This window comes from Shewanella frigidimarina NCIMB 400 (assembly GCF_000014705.1).
GTDB lineage: Bacteria > Pseudomonadota > Gammaproteobacteria > Enterobacterales > Shewanellaceae > Shewanella > Shewanella frigidimarina.
Window position 1 is genome coordinate 2,420,356 of sequence record NC_008345.1, and the last position, 22,509, is coordinate 2,442,864.

Consider the following 22,509-nt stretch of genomic DNA (forward strand, 5'->3'; position numbering starts at 1 on the left):
AGATTGAATATGAAGCTAGAGCATAAAAACATTTTAGTGGATAACGTCAATATTCATTACGTTGAATCTGAACAATCCACTGATGAAACGGCATTAAGACCGACAATTATTTTTCTACATGGATTTCCTGAATACTGGGGAACATGGTCAGCCCAACTCAATTTTTTCTCACCATATTATCGTGTTATCGCACCTGACTTACCGGGATACAACTTAAGCGACAAACCCGACGATGTTAGTTTTTATGCTGTACCCAATCTTATCGGCTTTATGGCCAAGTTTATTGCTGCAATTAGCCCTACTCAGCCTGTTATTTTAGTCGCACATGATTGGGGCGGCGCTATCGCCTGGCCATTAGCGGCGTTTCATGCTCAGTTAATCAGTAAGCTGATAATTGTTAATGCTGCCCACCCAAGTACTTTCACTCGCGAGATGATGAACAATCCACTGCAACGCAAAAAAAGTGCTTATATTCATCAGCTAATTAGCGCGTCGGGTGAGTCACTATTAACGCAAGATGATTATCGCTATTTAAGTGAAGACATCATGGTGAGTACAAACCCAAGCGTGTTTACCGCCGATGTAAAAGCACGTTATAAACAAGTTTGGGGTCAACAAGGTGCAATAAATGGCATGTTGCAATATTATCGCGCTATGCCACAACTGGCAGAAAATGACACAGATAATCAACGTTGCAAGGTAACAGCTGCATCATCTCTAGACACATCAGCTACTCAGAATGACACAACTAAATCGAGTCCCGTTAAACAAGCATCGCAGCTTAAAGTACCCAATATACGGATTAATGTTCCAACATTGATTTTATGGGGCGAACAAGACCTTGCCTTCGTTAATGAGAATCTCGATGACATCCATCATTATGTGCCTAACTGCATCATAAAACGTTTTCAAGACACCAGTCATTGGCTACAACACGAAAGACCAGACGAAGTGAATGTCGCCATTAATAATTTCATAAACGATTAATATTTATTTAAAAACATTTAAATACAACAAGTTAATTACACCCTTAGTTAAAGGCTTGTTGTAAAACAAACTCAATATAGTGCGCTGAATAACAAACAAATAATAATAACGATAAAGGGATTTTATGACGACATTAACATCACAAACTCAACAGGCACTCGTATTTGAAGTGGCTAAAAATGACTTGTCACAAACACGTGTTGTTGAGCTTAATATTGAGCTGCCATTGGCTGAAAATGAAGTATTACTTAAAGTGAGTAAATTCGCGTTAACCGCAAATAACATCAGCTATGGCATCACTTGTGATGCATTAGGTTATTGGCAATTCTTTCCTGTTAACAATTCCCCTTTGGATACTGCTTCAAATTCGATTACGTCTAAAGCTAATACAGTTCAACACACTCAATGGGGACGATTACCTGTGATGGGGTTTGCCGATGTGGTGTCATCTAATAATAAAGATATCAACGTTGGTGAACGAGTATGGGGATTTATGCCGATGGCGTCTCATTTCAAAATCATTGGCGGTAAAGTTAACCCTACGGGATTTTCAGATCTCAATCCATGCAGAGAAGGCCTATCTCCGGTTTATGCGCGCTTTGATCGCGTCAGTGCTAATCCTTTTTATCAGCAAAAAAATGAAGACTACGACATCTTATTACGCGGACTGTTCACCACGTCTTGGCTAGTGGATGACTTTATGTTCGACAATCAGTATTTCGATACGACTCAGTATCTGATTACCAGTGCATCCAGTAAAACCAGCATTGCCCTCGCCTTTGCCATTAAGCAAAGAGGTCAACGCAGTGCGATTGGTATTACCTCCGAGGCCAATTTAAATTTTGTTAAATCATTAGGTTGTTACGATCACGTTATTAGCTATAACGACATCACCACCCTAGATGCCAATGTTTCATCCATCTTAGTGGACATGGCCGGTGGTAAAAAAACCTTAGCCGCCATTCATCACCACTTTAACCAACAACTGCGCTATTCATGTCGGATCGGTGCAACCCATCATGGCGATATTGACTTAACAGACACACAAAGTGATGGTCTGCTACCAGGTGCGACTCCAACATTCTTCTTTGCACCAACGCAATTGAAAAAACGTAGCCTTGAATGGGGCGTTGGTGAAACCATGAAACAAATGAATCAATCGTTACTCAATTATATCGAGTTTTGTCGTTCTAACATCACCCTATCCCACACCCATCATCTTCACCACGTTAATGATATTTACCAACAAGTGTTAACAGGCACCGCTGATGCCGCGGTTGGCCAAATCATCTCGTTTGATACAAGTTCATCATAAACAAACCCAGTATAAACACGCTCATAGTAGAAAAATAAAAAAGGACGTTATCGGCCCAATAAAGGTCATATTTGAATGAGGTTATTATGAAAGATATTGAATTAGTGACATTTGTTAACACGCAAGTTATCCCTGTTTGCATCTTTTTAATTATGATGGGCATGGGGTTGTCTTTAGTGACAGATGATTTTAAACGCGTGCTTAAGTACCCTAAAGCGGTTGCGATAGGACTAACTAACCAGCTGCTTTTGTTACCTATTATTGGTTTTGGATTAGCTAACATTATGCCGTTAGAACCAGAATACGCTGTAGGCGTTATGTTACTGGTACTTTGCCCTGGCGGCACGACTTCTAATATGTTTTCTCACTTAGCAAAAGGTGATGTGGCGCTGTCGGTCACGATGACTGCGGTGGCCAGCTTAATTACCGTGTTTACTATTCCTGTAGTACTTAACTATTCGTTAATTCACTTTATGGGGCAAGGCAATGAATTTCAGTTGCCAATACTTACAACGATGTTCAGCTTAATGAAGCTGACTATTGTGCCTATTGTAATTGGTATGATGATAAGACGTTACGCACCTAAAATAGCAGAAAGCACTCAAGTTCATGTGTCACGTTTTGGCATATTGTTTTTGACGTTGTTGATTATATTTTTAACGTATATTCAGCAAGATATCGTTATTCCAGCACTTATCGCCGCAGGGCCAGTATCGATTATTCTTAATATCTCAACCATGCTACTTGGATATTATTCAAGTAAATTGTTTGGATTAAATTTGGCGCAACGCACCTCGATTACGATTGAAGTCGGCTTACAAAACAGTACCTTATCAATGTTTATGGCATTAACACTGTTAGCTAACTACAAGATGTCTTTCACGCCCGCGATTTACACACTCACAATGCTCTTTACCGCAGGGATTCTAGCGGGTATGTTAAATTCAAAGTATTTTAAATCAAAAAGTAATAGTGAAGTGATGGCCGATAACGCCTAGGCTAATAAAACACTGACGATGAGCTCCGCGCGAATCGTCAGTGATGATTTAGTCGCAAAAATATTTAGACAGACTTCTTTAAAATACCTAACGAGAACAATGAAATAGTAAGCATTGTTAGCGCTCTACATTATAACGTTTAATAACAACTATTTATAACAAGAAGAAAGGTAAACAATGGAACTGATCACCGTAGTAATCGAAAACAATGTACATGTTATTACCCTGAACAATGGCAAAGTGAATGCAATATCGCCTGAAGTCATCGCTCAAATTAACAGTGCATTAGACCACGCAGAACAACAAAATGCGGTTGTCATATTAACTGGCCAACCTGGTATTTTATCTGGCGGTTACGATCTTAAAACCATGAAGCAAAGTTCACAAGCTGCAATTGCTTTGGTCACTGCGGGCTCAACATTAGCTCGCAGAATGCTGTCATTCCCAACACCGATTATTGGTGCCTGTTCAGGCCATGCCATTGCTAAAGGCGCATTTTTACTACTCAGCTGTGACTACCGTATTGGCAGCACAGGGCCATTTAAAATTGGCCTAAACGAAGTGGCTATTGGGATGACAATGCATCAGGCTGGCATTGAAATCGCGCGTAATCGTATTCCGCAAAATTATCTGTCGCGCGCGGTAATCAATGCTGAATTGTTTGCACCAGAACAAGCTGTATTGGCAGGTTTTCTTGATCAAGTGGTTGAGCCAGAACAACTCATGGACACTGCACACGCCGTGGCTAAACACATGCAAACACTGAACATGCCTGCGCATTTGGGAACCAAGTTAAAGGAGCGTCAGTCTATTCTTGCCTCTTTGGATGCAGCAATAGAACAAGATAAGCTTATTACATTGAATTTATAAGGATATAAATATGATATCGCAAAAGACCTACCAAACGCTCTCTGTCGACATTAACGATAAAGTGGCCCACATCATCCTCAATCGACCTGACGCATTAAATTCAATGAACGTCGATTTTTGGCATGAGTTTCCAAGCGTAATACACGAGATTAATAATCAATCTGCGGCTCGCGCGATTGTTATCTCGTCTACAGGCAAGCATTTTAGTGCCGGTATGGACTTAGCGGTATTCAATGCAAGCAACAGCGACGATAATATCGAATTAGGTCGTAAACACGACCACTTACGCCGTTTAGTGCTCAAATTGCAAGATTGCTTTAATGTGCTTGAAACTGCCCGTATGCCTGTACTCATGGCCATTCAAGGTGGCTGTATTGGTGGTGCTGTCGATATGGTCACCGCGGCAGATTGCCGTTATTGCACCAGCGACGCTTTTTTTAGCATCGAAGAAACCAAACTCGGCATGACCGCTGATGTAGGGACCTTGCAGCGTTTACCTAAATTGATTTCAATCGGATTAGTTAAAGAGTTAGCCTACACAGGTCGAAGAATGCCTGCGGCAGAAGCCAAAGCAGCTGGATTAGTCAATCACGTGTATGAAGACCAAGCATCAATGCTAACTGCTGTATTAGGCATTGCTGCAGACATTGCCGCCCGCTCGCCTTTAGCCGTTACCGGTTGCAAAGAGATGATTAACTATGCACGTGACCACAGTGTCGCCGACAGTTTACATTACATGTCGGTATGGCAAAGCGGCATGTTCCAACCTCAAAACGACATGATGGAAATATTTAAAGCGAAAGCGCAAAACCGTGCGCCTGAATTTGAAGAGTTAACACAAATCGATCCTTTAAAAATATTCTAAGCATTGGGTACACCCGCGTTATTGCCAATTAACTTAACTCATGACTGAATTAATTTAATCATTAATAGCGCTAACCCTTTAGAGCAAACTATGACAAAACCATTAATTAACCTTGTGCATGCCAACGGCTTCCCCGCGGGCAGCTATAAAACATTCCTACAAGAATTTGATAACGACTTTAGAACCATAGCCCACAATCAGTTTGGCCATAATGTACTTTACCCAATACACAATAACTGGCAACACTTAGTCACGGAACTTGTTGAATTTATTAAGAAGCAAGATGAAAAGGTCATTTGTGTTGGGCATTCATTCGGCGGTGTTATATCGTTTATCGCTGCCTGCCAACATCCTGAGCTTTTTCGAGGTTTAGTGATGCTCGATCCACCTGTCGTCACCGGCGCATTCTCACATTTGCTGAGTTTTATTAAGCGCACACCTTACATTGATAAGCTTTCACCCGCCGGTAAAGCGAAAACACGCCAGAACCAATGGCCAGAAAACACTAACTTGGTTGATTATTTTTCACAGAAAACCTTGTTTAAAAATTTCGATTCACGTTGCTTACAAGACTATGCATCATCAAGTGTGGTGCTACGCAATAAACGTTTAGAGCTCAGCTTCTCTCCTGCCGTCGAAGCCGACATTTTCAGGCATTTACCGACCAACCTTGTTAAGTACAAAAACAAACTGACCGTGCCAGCAAAACTGATTTACGGTGAAAAGACTCAGATATTCCCGATTAAACATTTTGTTCGGTTTGCAAAACTGAACGACATCGAGTTAATGACCCTACCCAATGGCGGACACATGTTTCCATTAGAACAACCAGAAAACACCGCCAATATGGTCAAACAGATCATTAAAGACTGGTGATAATTAACCCAGCTCTCGGCAACTAACTCAAATAACTCATACCGATAAACAATCTACTTTAAGAGGCACTTATATGATGAAATCAATTAGTTTATGTTCAACCTTAATCATAGCAATGGGTGTCTCTTATCCATCATTTGCATTACCACTGGATAAGATCAAATTACAAGAAGGGTTTACCATCGATGTGTATGCCGAAAACTTAGAAAATGCACGCCAGATGGCACTTGGTGACAACGGAACTGTTTTTGTAGGCAGTCGTAAAGCAGGCAATGTTTATGCGCTTATAGACAGTGATAATGATTTTAAAGCTGACAAGAAAATCATTATCGCAACGGATTTGTTTATGCCATCCGGTCTTGCTTACCATAATGGCAGTTTGTATGTCGCTGAAGTCGATAAAATCTGGCGTTATCCTGATATTGAACAATCATTACCCAAGATCCCTAAACCAGAATTGGTGTACGACAAGTTACCTAACAAATCCCATCACGGCTGGAAATTTATCGCTTTTGGCCCAGATGGAAAGCTGTACATTCCCGTCGGCGCGCCTTGCAATGTGTGTGAAAGTGAGCAGCCCTTTGCCAGTATTTTACAATTAGATCTTGAAACAAAACAAACCACTATTGTAGCCCAAGGCGTACGTAACAGTGTTGGATTTGATTTCCACCCACAAACAGGTGAGTTATGGTTTACCGATAATGGCCGCGACATGATGGGCGATGATTTACCCGATGATGAGCTTAATCGTGTGAGCAAAAAAGGCCAACACTTTGGTTTTCCTTATATTCACAACACAGACATTGCCGATCCGGATTTTACTAACCCCAAAATCGCCACACTCAACACGCCTCCGGTATTAACCTTAGGTGCTCATGTTGCTGCATTAGGCATGGAGTTTTATCAAGGTAATCAATTCCCAGCGGCTTATAAGCAATCAATCTTAATTGCCCAGCATGGTTCGTGGAATCGCACTAACAAAGTGGGTTATCGCATTATGCAAGTGGCACTTGAGGGAAATAAGGTGATTGACTATAAGCAGTTTGCTACGGGTTGGCTTGAAGGTGAACAAAGCTGGGGCCGCCCTGTAGATGTGATGACCCTGGCAGATGGCTCTATCTTGGTATCTGATGACTTTGCCAATGCCGTGTATCGGATTAGTTATACCAAGCAATAAAAGCCAAGCGTTAAGCTTTAGCTGTACGACCATGGTAACGTTTGATAATTTTTCAGAGAATGTGTGTCTTTTTTGATAATCAATTTTGATTAGTATCAAACTCACTATTGTACAAAACTTGTTAACCCCCCTTCTCGTCGTCGCAACTCTCACGTCATCCCGGTAATGCTTTTGAGCCGGGATCCAGGTGTTATTTTTTTATTGTACTTTATGGCCTGCGGCCACTAACGTCGTGGCGCTTCGCCCACACCAGAGCAAAGGGGTAAAGCGCATTCTTGTTTATGAATCAGCCTTTGCAAACCCTCAGCGTTCCGGCAACATTTTCGCTTTCTAACCAAACAACAGCAGCGAAAAAATTGCGACGGAAATGTAATCCATCTTCTGACTGCGTTTGTAGTCTGCTTCGGCCTTATTCGAAAATGCTAACGCTTCAGATGGGGCGTCCCTTCCCCTCTAAAGCTAGCCAGACATCCATGTCTGGGCTCACGCTATTTTCTTCAACGGCCTCAAGTTCAGAGTTGAATTTAGACATTTTCAAGCAGTAACTAGCTCGTTTTTAGACAAAAGCGTTTTAGAACTGGTGCTCTATAGCGTTTCTGTTAGATTAGGAAAAGTATGTTGAGGCCTTAGACGTTTGTTATACCTAATTTTCGATGATGTCGAAGACACGCTGAGCACAAGCTATCGGCGAGTTCATGATATCGGGGCCCGAAATTCTAATACTGCGTATTCTTATAGCTTCTAGCTTGTCATCTATTGTTTTGTCTTTAGCAATGGCTTCTTCAGAAGAATGATGAGCTACAGAATCAACAAAAATCGCTACACGCTGTTCAGCAAAGTAAAAATCAACCTCTGTGATTGTCTTGCTCAAAGCTTTAGTTCTAACACCACCTTCCCACATTGTTTGCAAAGTTGGAAAAATAGTTCCGTCTGTTAGGATGTGGGTTTGAATTGTAGGCTTTAGCCCGAAACTGTGCATAGCTTGAAGCAAGAAAAGCTCTATAGGAGAGTCGCACCCCCAGATTTTTACCGGTTCGATGTTATCAAATGGTTTAAAGTATCGAGAGAACCTAAATTTTCGGTAATCACTGAGCAAAGCCTTACTTTCACCGAGTAGTGATGTGCATAAACCGGGATCTAAAACGTCTGACTTATCGTATTTTGATGCAAGAAAATAGGTGTTATAAACAAACCCTATTACATCTGAACACATTTGCTTGTTAACTGGCATCCCTTCACCAACACAATACAAACCAAACGCATTTGAAAACGGATTGAACCCCATATAATCTGGGTTGCCATCTAAAATGCGCTCCAAGTGGATTTTATCGATCCAATCAACTCCGACGGATGATGGTAGTCCTCTTTTTTGTGCAGGTCTTAACGATAAATGGTATGGAAGTCCAAAAAGTTGACCATCTCTTTCTTCAAATGCATAGCAACAAACTACTACATTGATCATTTGAAAATCGTCACCACGCCCACGATAAAATTCAATAGCTTCATCTGATGAGTTTACATTAATCAGACCACCCGTCAATTTCAGTATGCTGCCCTCTATCGGCTGATTTCCATCAAGATCAAATAGGTCATGACCCAAAAAATCACCGAGAGCACCATTTAAATCTATTTGAAAACTACCATAAGGTAAGTAACCATAATTAGGAAGCTTGAATAACTCTTTTGGTCTATTTTCTATATCTGCTGCTTCTTGTGCCATAATTTCCTCTATTAGGTATAACGCCTCAATCAGCCACCGCGTTAGCGGCCGGCTGCGTTGATTTGTTAGGCTTTTCTTCGACACTGGAGTGATGATTGTTACCTTCACTCCACATGTAATAGGCATTTGAAAATGCAGCCAATAGCCCGCTTAGCAAGACAACTATGGCAAGATATTTAGCTATTCTGTAATTTAGCTCGCCAGATTTAACGCGCCTCCACTCATATTTTAGGAGCGGTTTACTTGCCTATCTCAAAGGCTCACAAGCCTTTCTAGCATCTGACAATTCGTTCTTATGGTAGTGTTCTCTTGTTTTATAAAGCGCCGACAAAAAGGCATCATTTAGTTTCTTACCTTTCGCATTTTTTTCACTGTCATTGATACGAAAAATTATGTCGTTGTATGACTCGTTGACTCTCGCATTGTAGTGGCATAGTTATTTTGGCCACCTAAATAGAGGTGATATTATTACCTCGTACATGACTTTAGGTGAACACATGAGATCGATAACCAGAAAAACATTTAGTGCTGAATTCAAACTTGAAGCAGCCCAATTAGTCCTCGATAAAAACCATAGCATCATCGAAGCAGCAAAGGCGATGAACGTGGGTAAATCAACCATGGATAAATGGGTGAGACAGTTAAAACTAGAACGCCAGGGTGGCACGCCAAAAGCCTCTCCCATTACCCCTGAACAAATTGAAATCCGTGAACTGAAGAAACAGGTAGCCCGTCTTGAGGAGCATAATCTTATTCTAAAAAAGGCTACCGCTCTCTTGATGTCAGACTCGATGAACAATTTACGCTGATCAGCGCACTCAAGCAGAGCCACTCTATTCTCACAATTTGTAATGCATTCAAAGTGCATCGAAGTAGCTATAAATATTGGCTAAAAAGAAAAGAACATATCGATGCTGACTTTACTATTTTATGCAGTGAAGTGAAGGCCGCGCATCGTATTAGTAATGGCTCTGCCGGTGCTAGAACGATAGCGCAATTAGTGACTAACAAAGGGATTAATCTCAGTCGTTATCGAGCCCGTAATCTAATGAGAAAGCTTGGATTATTAAGCTGTCAGCAGCCTAAGCATTCTTATAGGAAAGCTGCACAAGAGCATGTAGCGATCCCAAACACGCTTAATCGACAGTTTGCAGTAACTCAACCAGATCAAGTGTGGTGTGGCGATGTGACGTATGTTTGGGTCGGTAATCGTTGGGCATATTTAGCCGTTGTTTTAGACTTATTTTCCCGCAAACCTGTTGGGTGGGCTTTGTCATTATCGCCTGACAGCGAGCTGACCTCTAAAGCCTTGAAAATGGCATTTGAGTTAAGGGGGAAACCTGAGAATGTGATATATCACAGCGACCAAGGTTCACATTACACAAGCTTGAAATTCAGACAGTTATTATGGCGTCTTCAGATTGAGCAAAGCATGAGTCGTCGCGGGAATTGTTGGGATAACGCACCAATGGAGCGTTTCTTTAGAAGTTTGAAATCTGAATGGGTACCCGCAAGTGGCTATGGGAATTTTACAGAAGCAGACAAAGCGATCACAAATTACATCACTGGATATTACAGTGAAACTAGACCCCATCAATATAATGGTGGGTTAACTCCAAATGAGTCAGAACGTTTATATTGGAATGACTCTAAAACCGTGGCCAATATTACTTGACCACTACACATATACCTCTTCCACATCTCGAGCCATCTCAAATTTATCTCGCTTTTCTTCCGGTCGCGCTGAATAATGAATATAAAGTGTTGATAGGTATGTAAGTGATGAAATGTATCGCGCGATAGAATTTCTGAGCGAATTAATCCACTCCTGCCTAAATTCTGATATCTTATTTTCTTTTGATGCCACGAGATTTGTAAACGCGAAATATCCCGCAATAAGGGCAGTAAACATTGCTCCCAATAAAACAATAGTGTTTTTTCCTATTACTGCGTCCAATCTTTATTCTCCTTTAGAGCCTAACAGTGTCTTTTCAGCAGACATTGTCTATATAATATTTTCATAAAATGCAGATACCATAGCAGCAACATACTGTTCAAACTATCTTTATATTTCTTGCACTTACAAATTGCAGAACATGTCTGTATAGCCGCAAATGCTCAACTAAGTTCATAATCTGCTATTAGGAAAAGTTGGTCGAGAACTGACATAAGAGAGTGGTCAGGAACCTCGAGCTAAATGATTTTGGGGCAGAAATGAGTCAGCCAGCCATAATTTTAAAATGGAAGGGTTCAACTCTGAACTTGAGGACGTTGAAGAAAATAGCGTGATGCTCACATGGATGTGAGCTTAGCTTTCGCGGTACAGGATGTACCATCGGAAGCGTTAGCATTTTCGAATAAGTCCGAAGACGGTTACAAATGAGGTTAAAAGCTGGATCAATCCCCATGGCGACCTTTTCGCTGTTTGAAAATGTTGCGGGGCGGTTGGGAGTTCCAAGAGGGAACAGCCGTTGGTTTCCTCTTGGTCTGGTGTGGGCGAAGCACCACGACGTTAGTGGCCATAGGCCATATTTCAAACTCATTATGGGGCAAAGACGTGTTTCAAGGTGGCCTAGTGAATGACCGTAAATTGCACAGCATTACTAAATCTCTACTACGTTCTGCCCCTGATCATGTTAAAATCTCCGCATCAGAATTACCGAGAAACTCAATGTTTATCCATCATGTTAACGGCATCGACTGGCTAGTTATCACAGCTTTTGAAGAACTCAAAACTATGTTTATCGAAGAAGCAGGTACGATACCCTCTTGCTTCTCTACCGCCAGCGAATTGAACCTGGTTGATCAGGCAAAGCGAACTTATAGATATTTGCCTACTCTCAGCGGCGTAATCACCGATATCGGTACATATCAAAGACAGGGTAACGAAGAAGATTTGGACCCACAGCTTGCCTGCTTAGTTGAGGGGCATGGTCGGGTATTTATCTATCACGGCGGCTTTGTAGCTTTTGTGGATGACTTGCAAACCTTTATTACCCGAATAGACTGAAAATTATTCAGTAAGTTGAAATTGGCGAATTGGCATCCCTAGGAAGGAATGGGGCATAAATAAGTTAAATACTTTACTTTCAAAGGGTGTGAATCAACTCTGAACTCGAGGACGTTGAAGACTCTTTATACAAGAATTCGTGATGCTCACATGGCCTTCCTCGCACATCTGACCGATAAGGATATTGGAAATGTCATTAGGATGTAGGGAACATCATTGACCATGTGCTACAAGGCATTCAGGCATCCTGCCTATCAGATGTGAGCTTAGCTTTCGAGGTACAGGTCGTTCTTTGGCATCTGACCCATATGGATATGGGGAATGTCATTATGATGTCGGGAACATCATTGACCTTGCCATCACGACATTCGTGAATCCATTCACATCAGATTCCCATCGGAAGCGTTAGGATTTTCACTCCTTATTACAAGATGGGCCAAAGCAGTCTACAAACGAAGTCCAAAGCTAGATAAATCCCATGGCGATCTTTTCGCAGCTGTTGTTTTGTAAATAGAGAAAATGTTGCGGGGCGGCTGGGCCAATTCTTTTATAAAGAGTAAAGAGGGAACAGCCGTTGGTTTCCTTTTGGTCTGGTGTGGGTGAAGCGCCACGACGTTTGTGGCCACAGGCCATATATCCGACTCATAATAGGCAGCAACACATGAGAAAATACCTATTTCATTCAATAGCTGCATATTCTCATGCATCGCGATCACCTAATACCATCTAAGCCGATCACCTAATACCATTCATCGCGATCACTCAATACCATCGATGCCGATCACTTTTCGGTCAAAATAGTATTGAGTGATCGGCTTGAATAGTACCGTTCGTTTTTTGTACTTTTTTGTCTGCCCGTAGGTGTTTTTAACCGTTATTCTTTTCATTTTTGATGATGAGAATGACCATGCCAACGGCACCTATTTCAATGCGTAAACTCAAAGAAATTTTAAGACTAAAATACGGCTGTAAACTCAGTCATCGTCAGATAGCAAAAAGCTTATCTGTTTCACCCTCAATCGTGTCTAAATATGCCTGTAAATCAGCAGAGCTAGACATTACTTGCTGGCCGCTTGATGAGAAGTGGGATGATAACTCTCTACAACAAGCGTTTTTCAAAACAAAGCCTCGTTTAAAAGGCTTTACCATTCCTGACTGGTCGTTAGTTCAACAAGAGCTTCGGCCTAAAACCATGACGTTGTTGCTGCTTTGGGAAGAATACAAAGAGCGGCACGCGGAAGGTTTTTACAGTTACACTCACTTCTGCCGTCAGTACAAGGCATGGCTTAAATGCCAAAAACCCTCGATGCGACAAAACCATAAAGCTGGTGAAAAACTGTTTGTGGATTACTGTGGCCCAACCATGAGTATTGTTGATAGAAGTACAGGCGAATGCCGTACTGCACAAGTATTCGTCGCGGTCATGGGGGCATCAAATTATACCTATGCCGAAGCGACTTACAGCCAGAAACTTGAAGATTGGGTGATGAGTCATGCCCGTTGTTTTGAGTTTCTTGGTGGTGTTCCTGAGCAGATCATTCCTGACAACCTTAAAAGTGCCGTCACCAAACCCTGCCGATATGAGCCTGACTTAAACCCAACCTACCAACAACTAGCGACGCATTACGATACCGTCATTGTGCCTGCAAGACCCTATAAACCAAAGGATAAAGCCAAGGCTGAAGTGGGTGTACAAATTGTTGAACGTTGGATCATGGCACGTCTTCGTAATGAAACCTTTTTTAGCTTGCGTCAATTAAATCTAAAGATTCAAGAATTACTCATCGATTTAAATCAGCGACAAATGAAAAAACATCCTGGCTCACGATTAAGTCAATTTGAAGCCATTGATAAACCAGCGTTAAAACCATTGCCCTTGCAGCCTTACAGCTACACCTTAGTGAAACAAGTGAGAGTACATATTGATTATCATATTGAGATTGAAAAGCACTATTACTCAGTGCCACATACCTTGATCAAGCAAAAACTTGAAGCACATGCCTCAGGAAAATTGGTGACACTCTACCATCAAGGCATACGAGTCGCTGTTCACCCCAGATCATACCGAGAAGGTGCGCATACAACACTTGAGCTACATATGCCTATCGCTCACCAAAAACAACAGCAATGGACACCGCAGCGATTTGAGCGCTGGGCAAGTCAGTTTGGTAAATCAACCGAGCAGTTTGTTATGCAATTGATGCAAGCTAAAAAGCATCCAGAGCAAAGCTACCGTGCTTGTATGGGGTTATTAAGCCTAGGCAAGAAGTTTACAGACCAACGTCTTGAAGCCGCCTGTCATCGCGCATTAGCCACAGGTGTTACTCGCGTAAAACAAGTGAAAACCATCTTAGAAAAAGGCTTGGATAAGCAACCCTTGCCACAAGCTCAGGGTGATTCGCTACAAGATATTGATCATAAAAATATCCGCGGCAATAACTATTACCATTAATAAAAACTAACCAATCAAAGGAAATCTTATGAAAAATATCAATCAACAAGTCAATAACCAGTTAAGTAACTTAAAGCTAAGCGGCATACGTGATGCGCTATTACAGCAACTTGAACAACCTAATCTATACGTAGAACAAAGCTTCGAAGAGCGGCTAAGTTTATTGCTTGAGCATGAAATAACGCAGCGTGACCAGCGTAAAATTGACCGCCTAACTCGACAAGCAAAGTTCAGAGTTGGCGGCACGCTTGCTCAACTCAACTATGGCGCAGCACGACAACTCGATAAAACTCAGATCCGTTCATTAGCACAAGGTGAATGGCTTCGCCTTCACCAAAATATTTTGATTACGGGAGCAACGGGGTGTGGCAAAACTTACCTCGCTTGCGCTCTTGGTCAAAACCACTGCCAACAAGGGAGTAGCGTTTATTATTTTAGGCTCAAGGAGCTATTAGAAAAGATGTTCTTAGCGCAAGCCGATGGTAGTTATCGAAAACTGATCAACAAGCTTAGCTCTGCTAATTTACTGATCTTAGATGATTGGGGATTAGAGCCATTAACGGCTCAACAACGTAGTGATTTATTGGAATTAATTGATGCAAGATATGATACAAAATCGACATTAATTGCCAGTCAATTACCGATCGAAAATTGGTATGAAATGATAGGAGAATCGACACATGCTGATGCGATTCTAGATCGACTTGTTCACGGAGCAATAAAGTTGGAATTAAAAGGCGAATCGATGCGAAAAAAACTAAATACCTTGACTGAAGCCGATCACTGAAGCTAGATTTTACGGAGGTCTACTGGCGAACAAAAAAGTGATCGGCTTGAATGGTATTGACCGATCGGCATCATGGTATTACGCAATAGCTGCAGATTTAATACCACCAACTATTTGCTCAACAACCAAATTAGCCCACGCTGAATATATTGGTGCTCCTGGGTGAAACCCATCGCTGGCCATCACTTGACGCATAAACTCCAGCATAGTGATGTCGGGTTGTGGGTTTTCTAATGGTAATTTAATTAATCTGAAATCTGTCGGTTGGTCGACTTGTTGATTCAACTTAATAAGTAATTGCTGTAACTGGCGGTTAAATTGATTTGCACGCTGACCTAAACTCCAGCGAAGTGGATGAGGCAATGCAGGAAATAGCCCCAAAGGCGGTAACGCTGTGACCAAGATCAATTTGGGTGTGTATCGCTTTGTAATCAGTTCAAATAATGCTTTTTGTTGCAGCAACCACTTCTCGCAACTGATAGATGAGGTAATGTCATTCACCCCTAACGATGTCACGATGACGTCAAAATGCGTTTGCCCGAGTATAGGATGTGCGATATCAATCTGCTCTTGTAAGGCTTGTAAAGTGGTCGATGTTGTTGAGCCTGTTTTAGCAAACAAGCCATAACTAAACTCAAGTTGAGGACTTAATTGCTCAATAACCTGCCCTAATAATGCGTGCTGTTGAAATGCAACTCCAACGCCAGCCGCCGCTGAGTCACCTAAAATTAATAAGCTCAGAGCAGGATTAGCACCAGTTTGCCCCACTCGTTCGCCTTCAGGTTCAGGCAGCCTTGGCGTAGTACGACGAACGTTAAGCCCCTGAAACACCAACAACGGTGCTAAAATGAGTGACACTCCCTGATACAACATTGTTTATCCTTAATACCAATGACGATTAATCGAACCCTAATTTCGACTTACTCAGCACTAGATGTTCATTAAATGCAAAATCGACCGTTAACGATTATCAGCAATAAAATTCACTACAACATCCGCTAATACTTCGCCTTTGTCCTCTTGTAAAAAGTGCCCTGCAGCAACGATAGTGGTGTGTTTTTGCCCTTTTGTTCCAGGAATGAGCTTTTGCATCAAGGCATCGCCGCCCGCAGTAATCGGGTCTGAATCGCTAAAGACTGTTAAAAATGGCTTTTTCCATTGATTCAATACTTTCCACGCGGCGCGGTTTTTATCAGCTGCAGGATCGTCTGGGGTGATTGGTACTAATAACGGAAATTGGCGCGCGCCTTCTTTATAACGCTCATCCGGAAACGGCGCATCGTATGCTGCAATAATCTCAACCGTTAAAGTCGATACACAGGCACTGTTAATTAAGTTGCCCGTTGGGAATATTGCAACGTCTTGTGAAAACTGACGCCATTTTGTAAAGGCTTCACCCGGCGGATGGTCACCGGTAGGCAACATGGTGTTAGCACACACAATTCGTGCAAAACGCTCGCTTTCTTCGGCGGCTAAACGTAAACCAATTAACCCGCCCCAATCTTGGCAAACCAAGGTAATGTCGGTGAGAATAAGTTGCAGCATAAATGACTTCATCCAATCAACATGACGTTGATAGGTATAATCGTGACGTTTTGTCGGCTTATCTGAACGGCCAAAACCGATAAGATCAGGGGCAATAACACGATGTCCGGCTTTAACAAGAATGGGGATCATTTTGCGATACAAAAAGCTCCAGGTCGGCTCACCATGTAATAACAATATTGGCGCGGCATCCTTAGGGCCTTCATCAAGATAATGGACTCTCAGTTCACCACCTTCAGTGTCATCAACGGTTAAGTAATGCGCTGTAAACTGGTAGTCAGGCAAATTGGCAAAAAAACTGTCGTCGGTGCGTAAAAATTCCATATTACTGCTCTTCCTTATTATGTTTTCTATCAATATTGTCTGAGTAATTTAACCTCAAGCTAAATAAACCACATGGCTTAGCTTACCTTTACAGATCCAGTGAGTGTTTACCTCACTGGATCTGTCATCAATAAAACGAACTGCTATTAACTAAGATCTTTAATCGCGCGGCCAATGCCATCTACTGTTAACGGGTACATTTTGTTGTTTACTAACTGCTGAATAATGGAAATAGAGTGATGTATTGGCCAGCGACTTTCTGGTTGTGGATTGAGCCAGGCGATTTTATTGAAATGTCCCAGCAATCGATTCATGTATTCAATGCCGGGCTTTTCATTCCAATGCTCAACACTGCCGCCTTTAGCAATAATCTCGTAAGGACCCATGGTCGCATCGCCGACAAATATGACTTTGTAATCGGCCCCAAATGTTCTGATGACTTCTTCTAAATCAATCACTTTATCAAAGCGGCGGTTATTGTCTTGCCAGACTTTGTCGTACACACAGTTATGAAAATAAAAGAATTTTAAATGTTTAAACTCGCCGTGCGCCGCAGAAAAGAGTTCTTCGCATGTATGAATATAATCATCCATAGAGCCGCCGATATCGAAAAACATCAACACTTTAACGGCGTTGTGACGTTCCGGTTCCATGTGCACATCTAACATGCCGCCATTTTGTGCAGTGGAACGGATAGTCGTATTGATATCAAGCTTTTCGCTGGCGCCAGTGCGGGCAAATTTTCTGAGTTTTTTAAGCGCTAATTTAATATTTCGGGTCCCAAGATCACGGTCTTGGTCGAAATTTTTAAACTCGCGTTTATCCCATACTTTCACAGCACTGTTGTTACGGTTTTTATCTTGGCCGACTCTAATCCCTTCAGGGTTATAGCCGTAGGCACCAAAGGGCGAAGTGCCACCCGTACCAACCCACTTGTTACCGCCAGCATGGCGTTTTTTCTGTTCTTCTAGACGTTCTTTTAACGCCTTCATTAATGCTTCAAGCCCACCTAAGGATTTAAGCTTGTCTTTTTCTTCTTGTGAAAGGTGCTTTTCAAACTCCTTTCTTAGCCAATCTTCAGGTAGAATTTTATCAAAAATATCAATACTTTCGATGCCTTTAAAATACTCAGCAAAGGCGTTGTCGTATTTGTCGTAGTGGATTTCATCTTTAACCATGACAATTTTCGCAAGGTTATAAAACTCTTCCACATCTGCAAACACAACCCCAGATTTTAATAACGCAATTAAGTCGAGTAGCTCACGTAAGCTACACGGTACTTTGTGCTTTTTTAGGGTCAGAAAAAAATCAATAAACACAATGCACTACCTGTTTCTGCGGCTCATGAAAGCCAGCTTTTCAATTAATGAAACGTCTTGTTCATTTTTAAGCAATGCACCAAACAAAGGAATAATGTCTGATTTTTTATCGAGCAAAGTGTCTTGAGAGATATCGTCTGATATCAGTAGCTTAAGCCAGTCGATCAATTCTGATGTCGAGGGTTTTTTCTTAATCCCATTGACGTCACGTAAATCGAAAAACACTTCTAATGCTTGCTGTAACAAGTCCTGCTTAACATTAGGATGATGCACGTCGATGATCTTTGCCATTTCATCTTTGGTTGGAAACTTAATGTAGTGGAAAAAACAGCGTCTTAAAAATGCATCTGGCAGCTCTTTTTCGTTGTTAGAGGTAATGATGATAATAGGACGTTGTTTAGCCTTGATAACCTGTTGAGTTTCATACACATAAAACTCCATTTTATCGAGTTCTTGCAATAAATCGTTAGGAAACTCGATGTCGGCTTTGTCAATTTCATCAATCAATAAAATCGATCTCTGATCTTCTTCAAACGCCTGCCACAATTTACCTTTAACGATGTAGTTACCAATGTCGTGCACGCGGGCATCACCTAACTGGCTGTCGCGTAGGCGTGATACTGCATCGTATTCGTATAAGCCTTGTTGCGCCTTGGTAGTCGACTTAATGTGCCATTGATACAGTTTACAATTAAGTGACCGAGCCAGTTCTTCTGCTAACTGTGTTTTGCCCGTGCCCGGTTCGCCCTTAATTAATAACGGTTTTTCTAAGGCTATGGCCGCATTTACCGCTAAAGTAAGCTCGTTTGAGGCAATGTAGTTATCTGTACTTTTAAACATGGTCAACCTTTTCATTTATGTCACTTTGTCGTCGCAAAGCTTGTTATGTATTAGCTTGTGCAAATATTAGGCTTTAAGCCACGTGAATGGCCACTGGAGTGCCATTAAATGCTGCATTTCCCGTTAGCATATCAACTCTAGCCGCATCCGTTAAATCATTAATGCTCACACCAGGTTGGGCAGAAGCCACCGACATATTGGTGCCTTGCTGATTATGGCCCCACCCTTGCGGCATACTCACAACACCTTGTTGAATATCGTCGGTAATTGTCACTTCGATTTTGATTTGGCCAACGGCAGAACTGACTGACACGATTTGCCCCTGTGTTATCCCAAGCTGTTTAGCATCTTCAGAATGCACTTCTAAAGTACACGGATTTTTACCCTTAGTTAACCGCTCAGAGTTCTGTGTCCAAGTATTATGACTTTTCACTAATCGTCGGCCAATTAAGTCAAATGGATATCTGTTATCACGAGCTGCTTGAGTCATCACGGCATTCAAGCGTGGTAAGTCATCAACATACACTTGCGGGAATAAATTAACCTTACCATTTTCGGTTTTAATGCGTTGTTCGATACAGGGCATTAATGGGCCAAGGTCAATACCATGCGGATTGTCGATTAACGCTTGCAAGCTGATGCCTTGATCGCCATACGGGCCCTTTTTAAGCTCCATATCCAGTATCATTTCTGGGGTAACGTTTTGCATTGGGTCATCGGCAGGCAGGTTTAGCATTCTGGCTGATATCTCTTTTAATATTTGCCAATCACTGCGTTGATCAGGCTCTTTTTCAAATAATGGTGCTGAGTATTTGACCGTGTTGCGCACCGAAAATGAATTAAAGAAAATATCAAAGTGGGAGTTCTCTACTCCTGTGGTGCCAGGTAAAATAATGTCTGCGTATTTAGTGGTTTCATTTAAATAGATATCAACCGACACCATGTATTCAAGGCCTGCAAAAGCTTGTGCCAATTTATGGCCACTGGGCGCTGACAAAACAGGATTGCCCGCGACAGTGATGAGGCTTTTAATTTGCCCTTCACCCTCGGTTTGTATTTCTTCTGCTAAGGTTGCTACCGGAAACTCGCCATTAAAGAATGGCAATTGACGAACACGAGTTTGATGTTGACCAAATGAGCTTTTATGGCCACGTTTATGATTGCGTAATAAATCAAAAGCGGGTTGTGGAAACATCGCCCCACCGGCACGGTCAAAATTGCCGGTAATAATATTGAGCACATTGGTGAGCCATAAACATAAGCCGCCAAACGTTTGAGTTGACGCGCCCATGCGGCTATAACACACCGCAGAGTCTGCAGCTGCCATGTCATCTGCAAGCATGCGAATACTTACAGCATCAATACCGACAAATTCTGCTATGGCTTCTGGCGAATAGGCCTTGGCAAGATTGGCTACCTCATCAAACCCTTCAACCATGTTATCTAAATGACGTAAATTAACTTTATCATTGGCAAACACACAGTGAATTAATGCCAGTAACAACAGTGCATCTTTTTCAGGTCGAATAAATAAATGCTGATCAGCAATTTTAGCGGTGCGGGTTTTACGCGGGTCCACTACAACAATTTTTCCACCACGTTTTTGAATCGCTTTCATTCGCCCTATCACATTGGGCGCGGTCATCATGCTGCCGTTTGATACCACCGGATTAGCGCCAATGATCAACATAAAGTCAGTTCTATCAATATCCGGAACCGGAATTAACATGCCTGCGCCAAACATAAAGTTAGACGCAACATGATGAGGTAATTGATCAGCCGAAGCTGAGCTAAACCGATTCACGGTACCAAGCGACTTCATAAAAGGTTTAAGCACCAATGCATTGCCTAAGCTATGCGCATTAGGGTTACCTAAATACACCGCTAATGCATTTTTGCCATGTTGCTGCTGAATACTTTTGAACTTATCGGTAATTTCGCTAAATGCGTCATCCCAACTAATGGCTTTCCAGCCAGAACCGGTACGCTTAATCGGTGTTTTTAAGCGATCTTTGTCGGTATAAAAATCTTCTAAAGCCAACGCCTTAGGGCAGTTATAGCCTTGGCTGAAGGGATCGAGTTGATCGCCTTTGATCGACAAAATCTGTTTGTCTTGATAGCTGATTTCCAAGCCACACATGGCTTCACAAATATTGCAATTTCTATAATGGGTTTTTATGTCGCTCATATATATCGCCTGACTTGGAAAATGAATGTAACTGAACTGCTAGCGATAACTCAGCTAATAACGCACCTAATAACACAATGCTGACTGTGCTATTAGGTTTATTTGGCGAGGTTATGTGGTGGCTAAGTTCAGTTATGCCCCATTAATAAATAAGGCTTATCGATTGCTGATGGCCATAGCAGTTACAGTTTGACGATTAACTTGCCTTTGTTTTTACCGGTAAAAAACAAATTCAAGCCAGTCATTGCAGACTCAAGTCCATTTAATACGTGGGCACGATGCTTAATTTGCCCTTTCATCACATAAGGGGTTAATTTTTCGAGTAATGCAGGCACATCACCGAAATGATCTGGCATGGTGAAACCTTGGATAATCAAGCGCTTTTTAATCACTTGGATCCAATTTGGGCCTAAATCAGGAACCGCTTTCGGGTAGTCTGCAATCATGCCGCACACCACAATACGTCCATGGGCATTCATTCTGGCAAACACATGATGTTGAATTGGACCGCCAGTATTTTCAAAATACACATCAACTCCATTAGGGGTTAACTCGGCAAGCTTTGCTGCTATATCGTCGGTTTTATAATTAACTGCGCCGTCAAAACCAAGCTCGTTTACTATCCAATCTGCTTTTTCGTCGCTGCCGACAACGCCAATCACTCTTAGGCCATCTGCTTTGGCTAATTGGCCGACAATAGAGCCAACTGAACCTGCCGCGCCAGAAACCACAATAGTTTCACCTTTTTGTGGTTTACCTACGTTGAAAAGACCTTGTGTTGCAGTTAAGCCCGGTAAGGCGAATACCGATAAAATAGCTTCGTCTGGTAATGGCGCGGTGACTTTATTTAACCCTGCACCATTACTTAAAAAGTATTCTTGCCAGCCCATCATGCCCATTACGCGGTCGCCCACTTTAAAATCAGGGTGATTGCTTTCAACAATTTCACCAATGCCTGAGCTGCGCATCACATCACCTAACTCAACTGGTGGAATATAGCTTTCGGTGTCTGCGCTCATCCAACCAAACATGGCAGGATCCAGTGACATATGGTTCTGTTTCACCAAAAATTGCCCTTGTGCCACTTTTGGCATTTCTTTTTGGACCACTTCAAACAATTCAGGGCCGACTGGGCCGCCCTCTGGGCGTGCGATTAAGTTAATGGCTTTATATGTGGTCATGTTCAAATCCTTTTTTAAATGAGTTATCGTCAAAATATTAATGACAAGTGCTTAA

19 protein-coding genes are annotated in these 22,509 nt (G+C 42.0%); 11 read left to right on the forward strand and 8 right to left on the reverse strand.

The annotated features are described in order from the left end of the window. Positions 1–9: 9 nt before the first annotated feature. The 7 genes from SFRI_RS10500 (at position 10) to SFRI_RS10530 (ending at position 7,088) form a co-directional block, all read left to right on the forward strand. Entirely contained in the window at positions 10–987 is a 978-nt protein-coding gene (locus SFRI_RS10500; protein ID WP_041412947.1) for an alpha/beta fold hydrolase, read from the forward strand. Between the two features lie 124 nt (positions 988–1,111). After that, on the forward strand, positions 1,112–2,302 hold the full coding sequence (locus SFRI_RS10505) for a DUF2855 family protein (RefSeq protein ID WP_011637503.1): 1,191 nt from the start codon (positions 1,112–1,114) through the stop codon (positions 2,300–2,302). Positions 2,303–2,388: 86 nt separating this feature from the next. Then, the gene (locus SFRI_RS10510; RefSeq protein WP_011637504.1) at positions 2,389–3,300 is read left to right on the forward strand and encodes a bile acid:sodium symporter family protein; all 912 of its coding nucleotides are present in this window, start codon (positions 2,389–2,391) and stop codon (positions 3,298–3,300) included. A 177-nt stretch (positions 3,301–3,477) separates the two neighbouring features. Beyond that, entirely contained in the window at positions 3,478–4,170 is a 693-nt protein-coding gene (locus SFRI_RS10515) for a crotonase/enoyl-CoA hydratase family protein (protein ID WP_011637505.1), read from the forward strand. Positions 4,171–4,180: 10 nt separating this feature from the next. Further along, positions 4,181–5,035, forward strand: a complete 855-nt coding sequence (locus SFRI_RS10520; RefSeq protein ID WP_011637506.1) for a crotonase/enoyl-CoA hydratase family protein — start codon at positions 4,181–4,183, stop codon at positions 5,033–5,035. A 90-nt stretch (positions 5,036–5,125) separates the two neighbouring features. Continuing rightward, a complete protein-coding gene (locus SFRI_RS10525) occupies positions 5,126–5,911 on the forward strand; it encodes an alpha/beta fold hydrolase (RefSeq protein ID WP_011637507.1) in 786 nt (261 codons plus the stop codon). Positions 5,912–5,984: 73 nt separating this feature from the next. Further along, the gene (locus SFRI_RS10530) at positions 5,985–7,088 is read left to right on the forward strand and encodes a PQQ-dependent sugar dehydrogenase (RefSeq protein ID WP_011637508.1); all 1,104 of its coding nucleotides are present in this window, start codon (positions 5,985–5,987) and stop codon (positions 7,086–7,088) included. A 643-nt stretch (positions 7,089–7,731) separates the two neighbouring features. On the opposite strand, the gene SFRI_RS10535 is transcribed toward SFRI_RS10530, so the two are convergent. After that, positions 7,732–8,808 carry a PDDEXK family nuclease gene (locus SFRI_RS10535; protein WP_011637509.1) on the reverse strand — a complete coding sequence of 359 codons (1,077 nt, stop codon included), beginning with the start codon at positions 8,806–8,808 and terminating at the stop codon, positions 7,732–7,734. 497 nt (positions 8,809–9,305) lie between these two features. On the opposite strand from SFRI_RS10535, the gene SFRI_RS10545 reads away from it, so the two are divergent. After that, positions 9,306–10,483, forward strand: a protein-coding gene (locus SFRI_RS10545; protein WP_086019740.1) for an IS3-like element ISShfr6 family transposase whose coding sequence is annotated in 2 segments (ribosomal slippage) — positions 9,306–9,564 and positions 9,564–10,483 — 1,179 coding nt in all. Because the reading frame shifts where the segments join, the coding sequence is not laid out codon by codon here. 3 nt (positions 10,484–10,486) lie between these two features. Here the strand turns inward: SFRI_RS10545 and SFRI_RS10550 are convergent. Next, positions 10,487–10,765, reverse strand: coding sequence for a hypothetical protein (locus SFRI_RS10550; protein ID WP_049763536.1), 279 nt, complete (start codon positions 10,763–10,765; stop codon positions 10,487–10,489). Between the two features lie 714 nt (positions 10,766–11,479). On the opposite strand from SFRI_RS10550, the gene SFRI_RS10555 reads away from it, so the two are divergent. From SFRI_RS10555 to istB, 3 genes are all read left to right on the forward strand, one after another. Then, entirely contained in the window at positions 11,480–11,818 is a 339-nt protein-coding gene (locus SFRI_RS10555; protein ID WP_041413570.1) for a hypothetical protein, read from the forward strand. Positions 11,819–12,725: 907 nt separating this feature from the next. Then, complete coding sequence (istA, locus tag SFRI_RS10565) at positions 12,726–14,270, forward strand: IS21-like element ISShfr5 family transposase (RefSeq protein ID WP_041412878.1); 1,545 nt, start codon at positions 12,726–12,728, stop codon at positions 14,268–14,270. 28 nt (positions 14,271–14,298) lie between these two features. Then, complete coding sequence (istB, locus tag SFRI_RS10570; RefSeq protein WP_011637026.1) at positions 14,299–15,057, forward strand: IS21-like element ISShfr5 family helper ATPase IstB; 759 nt, start codon at positions 14,299–14,301, stop codon at positions 15,055–15,057. A gap of 78 nt (positions 15,058–15,135) precedes the next feature. On the opposite strand, the gene SFRI_RS10575 is transcribed toward istB, so the two are convergent. The 6 genes from SFRI_RS10575 to SFRI_RS10600 form a co-directional block, all read right to left on the reverse strand. Beyond that, a complete protein-coding gene (locus SFRI_RS10575; RefSeq protein WP_011637511.1) occupies positions 15,136–15,930 on the reverse strand; it encodes an SGNH/GDSL hydrolase family protein in 795 nt (264 codons plus the stop codon). 87 nt (positions 15,931–16,017) lie between these two features. After that, positions 16,018–16,926: a haloalkane dehalogenase gene (locus SFRI_RS10580; protein WP_011637512.1), complete on the reverse strand. Its 909-nt coding sequence runs from the start codon at positions 16,924–16,926 to the stop codon at positions 16,018–16,020. Between the two features lie 146 nt (positions 16,927–17,072). Next, on the reverse strand, positions 17,073–18,245 hold the full coding sequence (locus SFRI_RS10585; RefSeq protein ID WP_011637513.1) for a vWA domain-containing protein: 1,173 nt from the start codon (positions 18,243–18,245) through the stop codon (positions 17,073–17,075). 6 nt (positions 18,246–18,251) lie between these two features. After that, complete coding sequence (locus SFRI_RS10590; protein ID WP_011637514.1) at positions 18,252–19,085, reverse strand: AAA family ATPase; 834 nt, start codon at positions 19,083–19,085, stop codon at positions 18,252–18,254. A 73-nt stretch (positions 19,086–19,158) separates the two neighbouring features. After that, positions 19,159–21,273 carry a molybdopterin-dependent oxidoreductase gene (locus SFRI_RS10595; RefSeq protein WP_011637515.1) on the reverse strand — a complete coding sequence of 705 codons (2,115 nt, stop codon included), beginning with the start codon at positions 21,271–21,273 and terminating at the stop codon, positions 19,159–19,161. A 182-nt stretch (positions 21,274–21,455) separates the two neighbouring features. Next, on the reverse strand, positions 21,456–22,454 hold the full coding sequence (locus SFRI_RS10600) for an NADP-dependent oxidoreductase (RefSeq protein WP_011637516.1): 999 nt from the start codon (positions 22,452–22,454) through the stop codon (positions 21,456–21,458). Positions 22,455–22,509: the final 55 nt, after the last annotated feature.

Coding starts and splice junctions, on each gene's coding strand:
- SFRI_RS10580 (WP_011637512.1), bottom strand. CDS start 16,926: ATGGAATTTTTACGCACCGACGACAGTTTTTTTGCCAATTTGCCTGAC.
- SFRI_RS10590 (WP_011637514.1), bottom strand. CDS start 19,085: ATGTTTAAAAGTACAGATAACTACATTGCCTCAAACGAGCTTACTTTA.
- istA (WP_041412878.1), top strand. CDS start 12,726: ATGCCAACGGCACCTATTTCAATGCGTAAACTCAAAGAAATTTTAAGA.
- SFRI_RS10530 (WP_011637508.1), top strand. CDS start 5,985: ATGATGAAATCAATTAGTTTATGTTCAACCTTAATCATAGCAATGGGT.
- SFRI_RS10600 (WP_011637516.1), bottom strand. CDS start 22,454: ATGACCACATATAAAGCCATTAACTTAATCGCACGCCCAGAGGGCGGC.
- SFRI_RS10505 (WP_011637503.1), top strand. CDS start 1,112: ATGACGACATTAACATCACAAACTCAACAGGCACTCGTATTTGAAGTG.
- SFRI_RS10520 (WP_011637506.1), top strand. CDS start 4,181: ATGATATCGCAAAAGACCTACCAAACGCTCTCTGTCGACATTAACGAT.
- SFRI_RS10500 (WP_041412947.1), top strand. CDS start 10: ATGAAGCTAGAGCATAAAAACATTTTAGTGGATAACGTCAATATTCAT.
- SFRI_RS10535 (WP_011637509.1), bottom strand. CDS start 8,808: ATGGCACAAGAAGCAGCAGATATAGAAAATAGACCAAAAGAGTTATTC.
- istB (WP_011637026.1), top strand. CDS start 14,299: ATGAAAAATATCAATCAACAAGTCAATAACCAGTTAAGTAACTTAAAG.
- SFRI_RS10575 (WP_011637511.1), bottom strand. CDS start 15,930: ATGTTGTATCAGGGAGTGTCACTCATTTTAGCACCGTTGTTGGTGTTT.
- SFRI_RS10525 (WP_011637507.1), top strand. CDS start 5,126: ATGACAAAACCATTAATTAACCTTGTGCATGCCAACGGCTTCCCCGCG.
- SFRI_RS10595 (WP_011637515.1), bottom strand. CDS start 21,273: ATGAGCGACATAAAAACCCATTATAGAAATTGCAATATTTGTGAAGCC.
- SFRI_RS10510 (WP_011637504.1), top strand. CDS start 2,389: ATGAAAGATATTGAATTAGTGACATTTGTTAACACGCAAGTTATCCCT.
- SFRI_RS10515 (WP_011637505.1), top strand. CDS start 3,478: ATGGAACTGATCACCGTAGTAATCGAAAACAATGTACATGTTATTACC.
- SFRI_RS10555 (WP_041413570.1), top strand. CDS start 11,480: ATGTTTATCCATCATGTTAACGGCATCGACTGGCTAGTTATCACAGCT.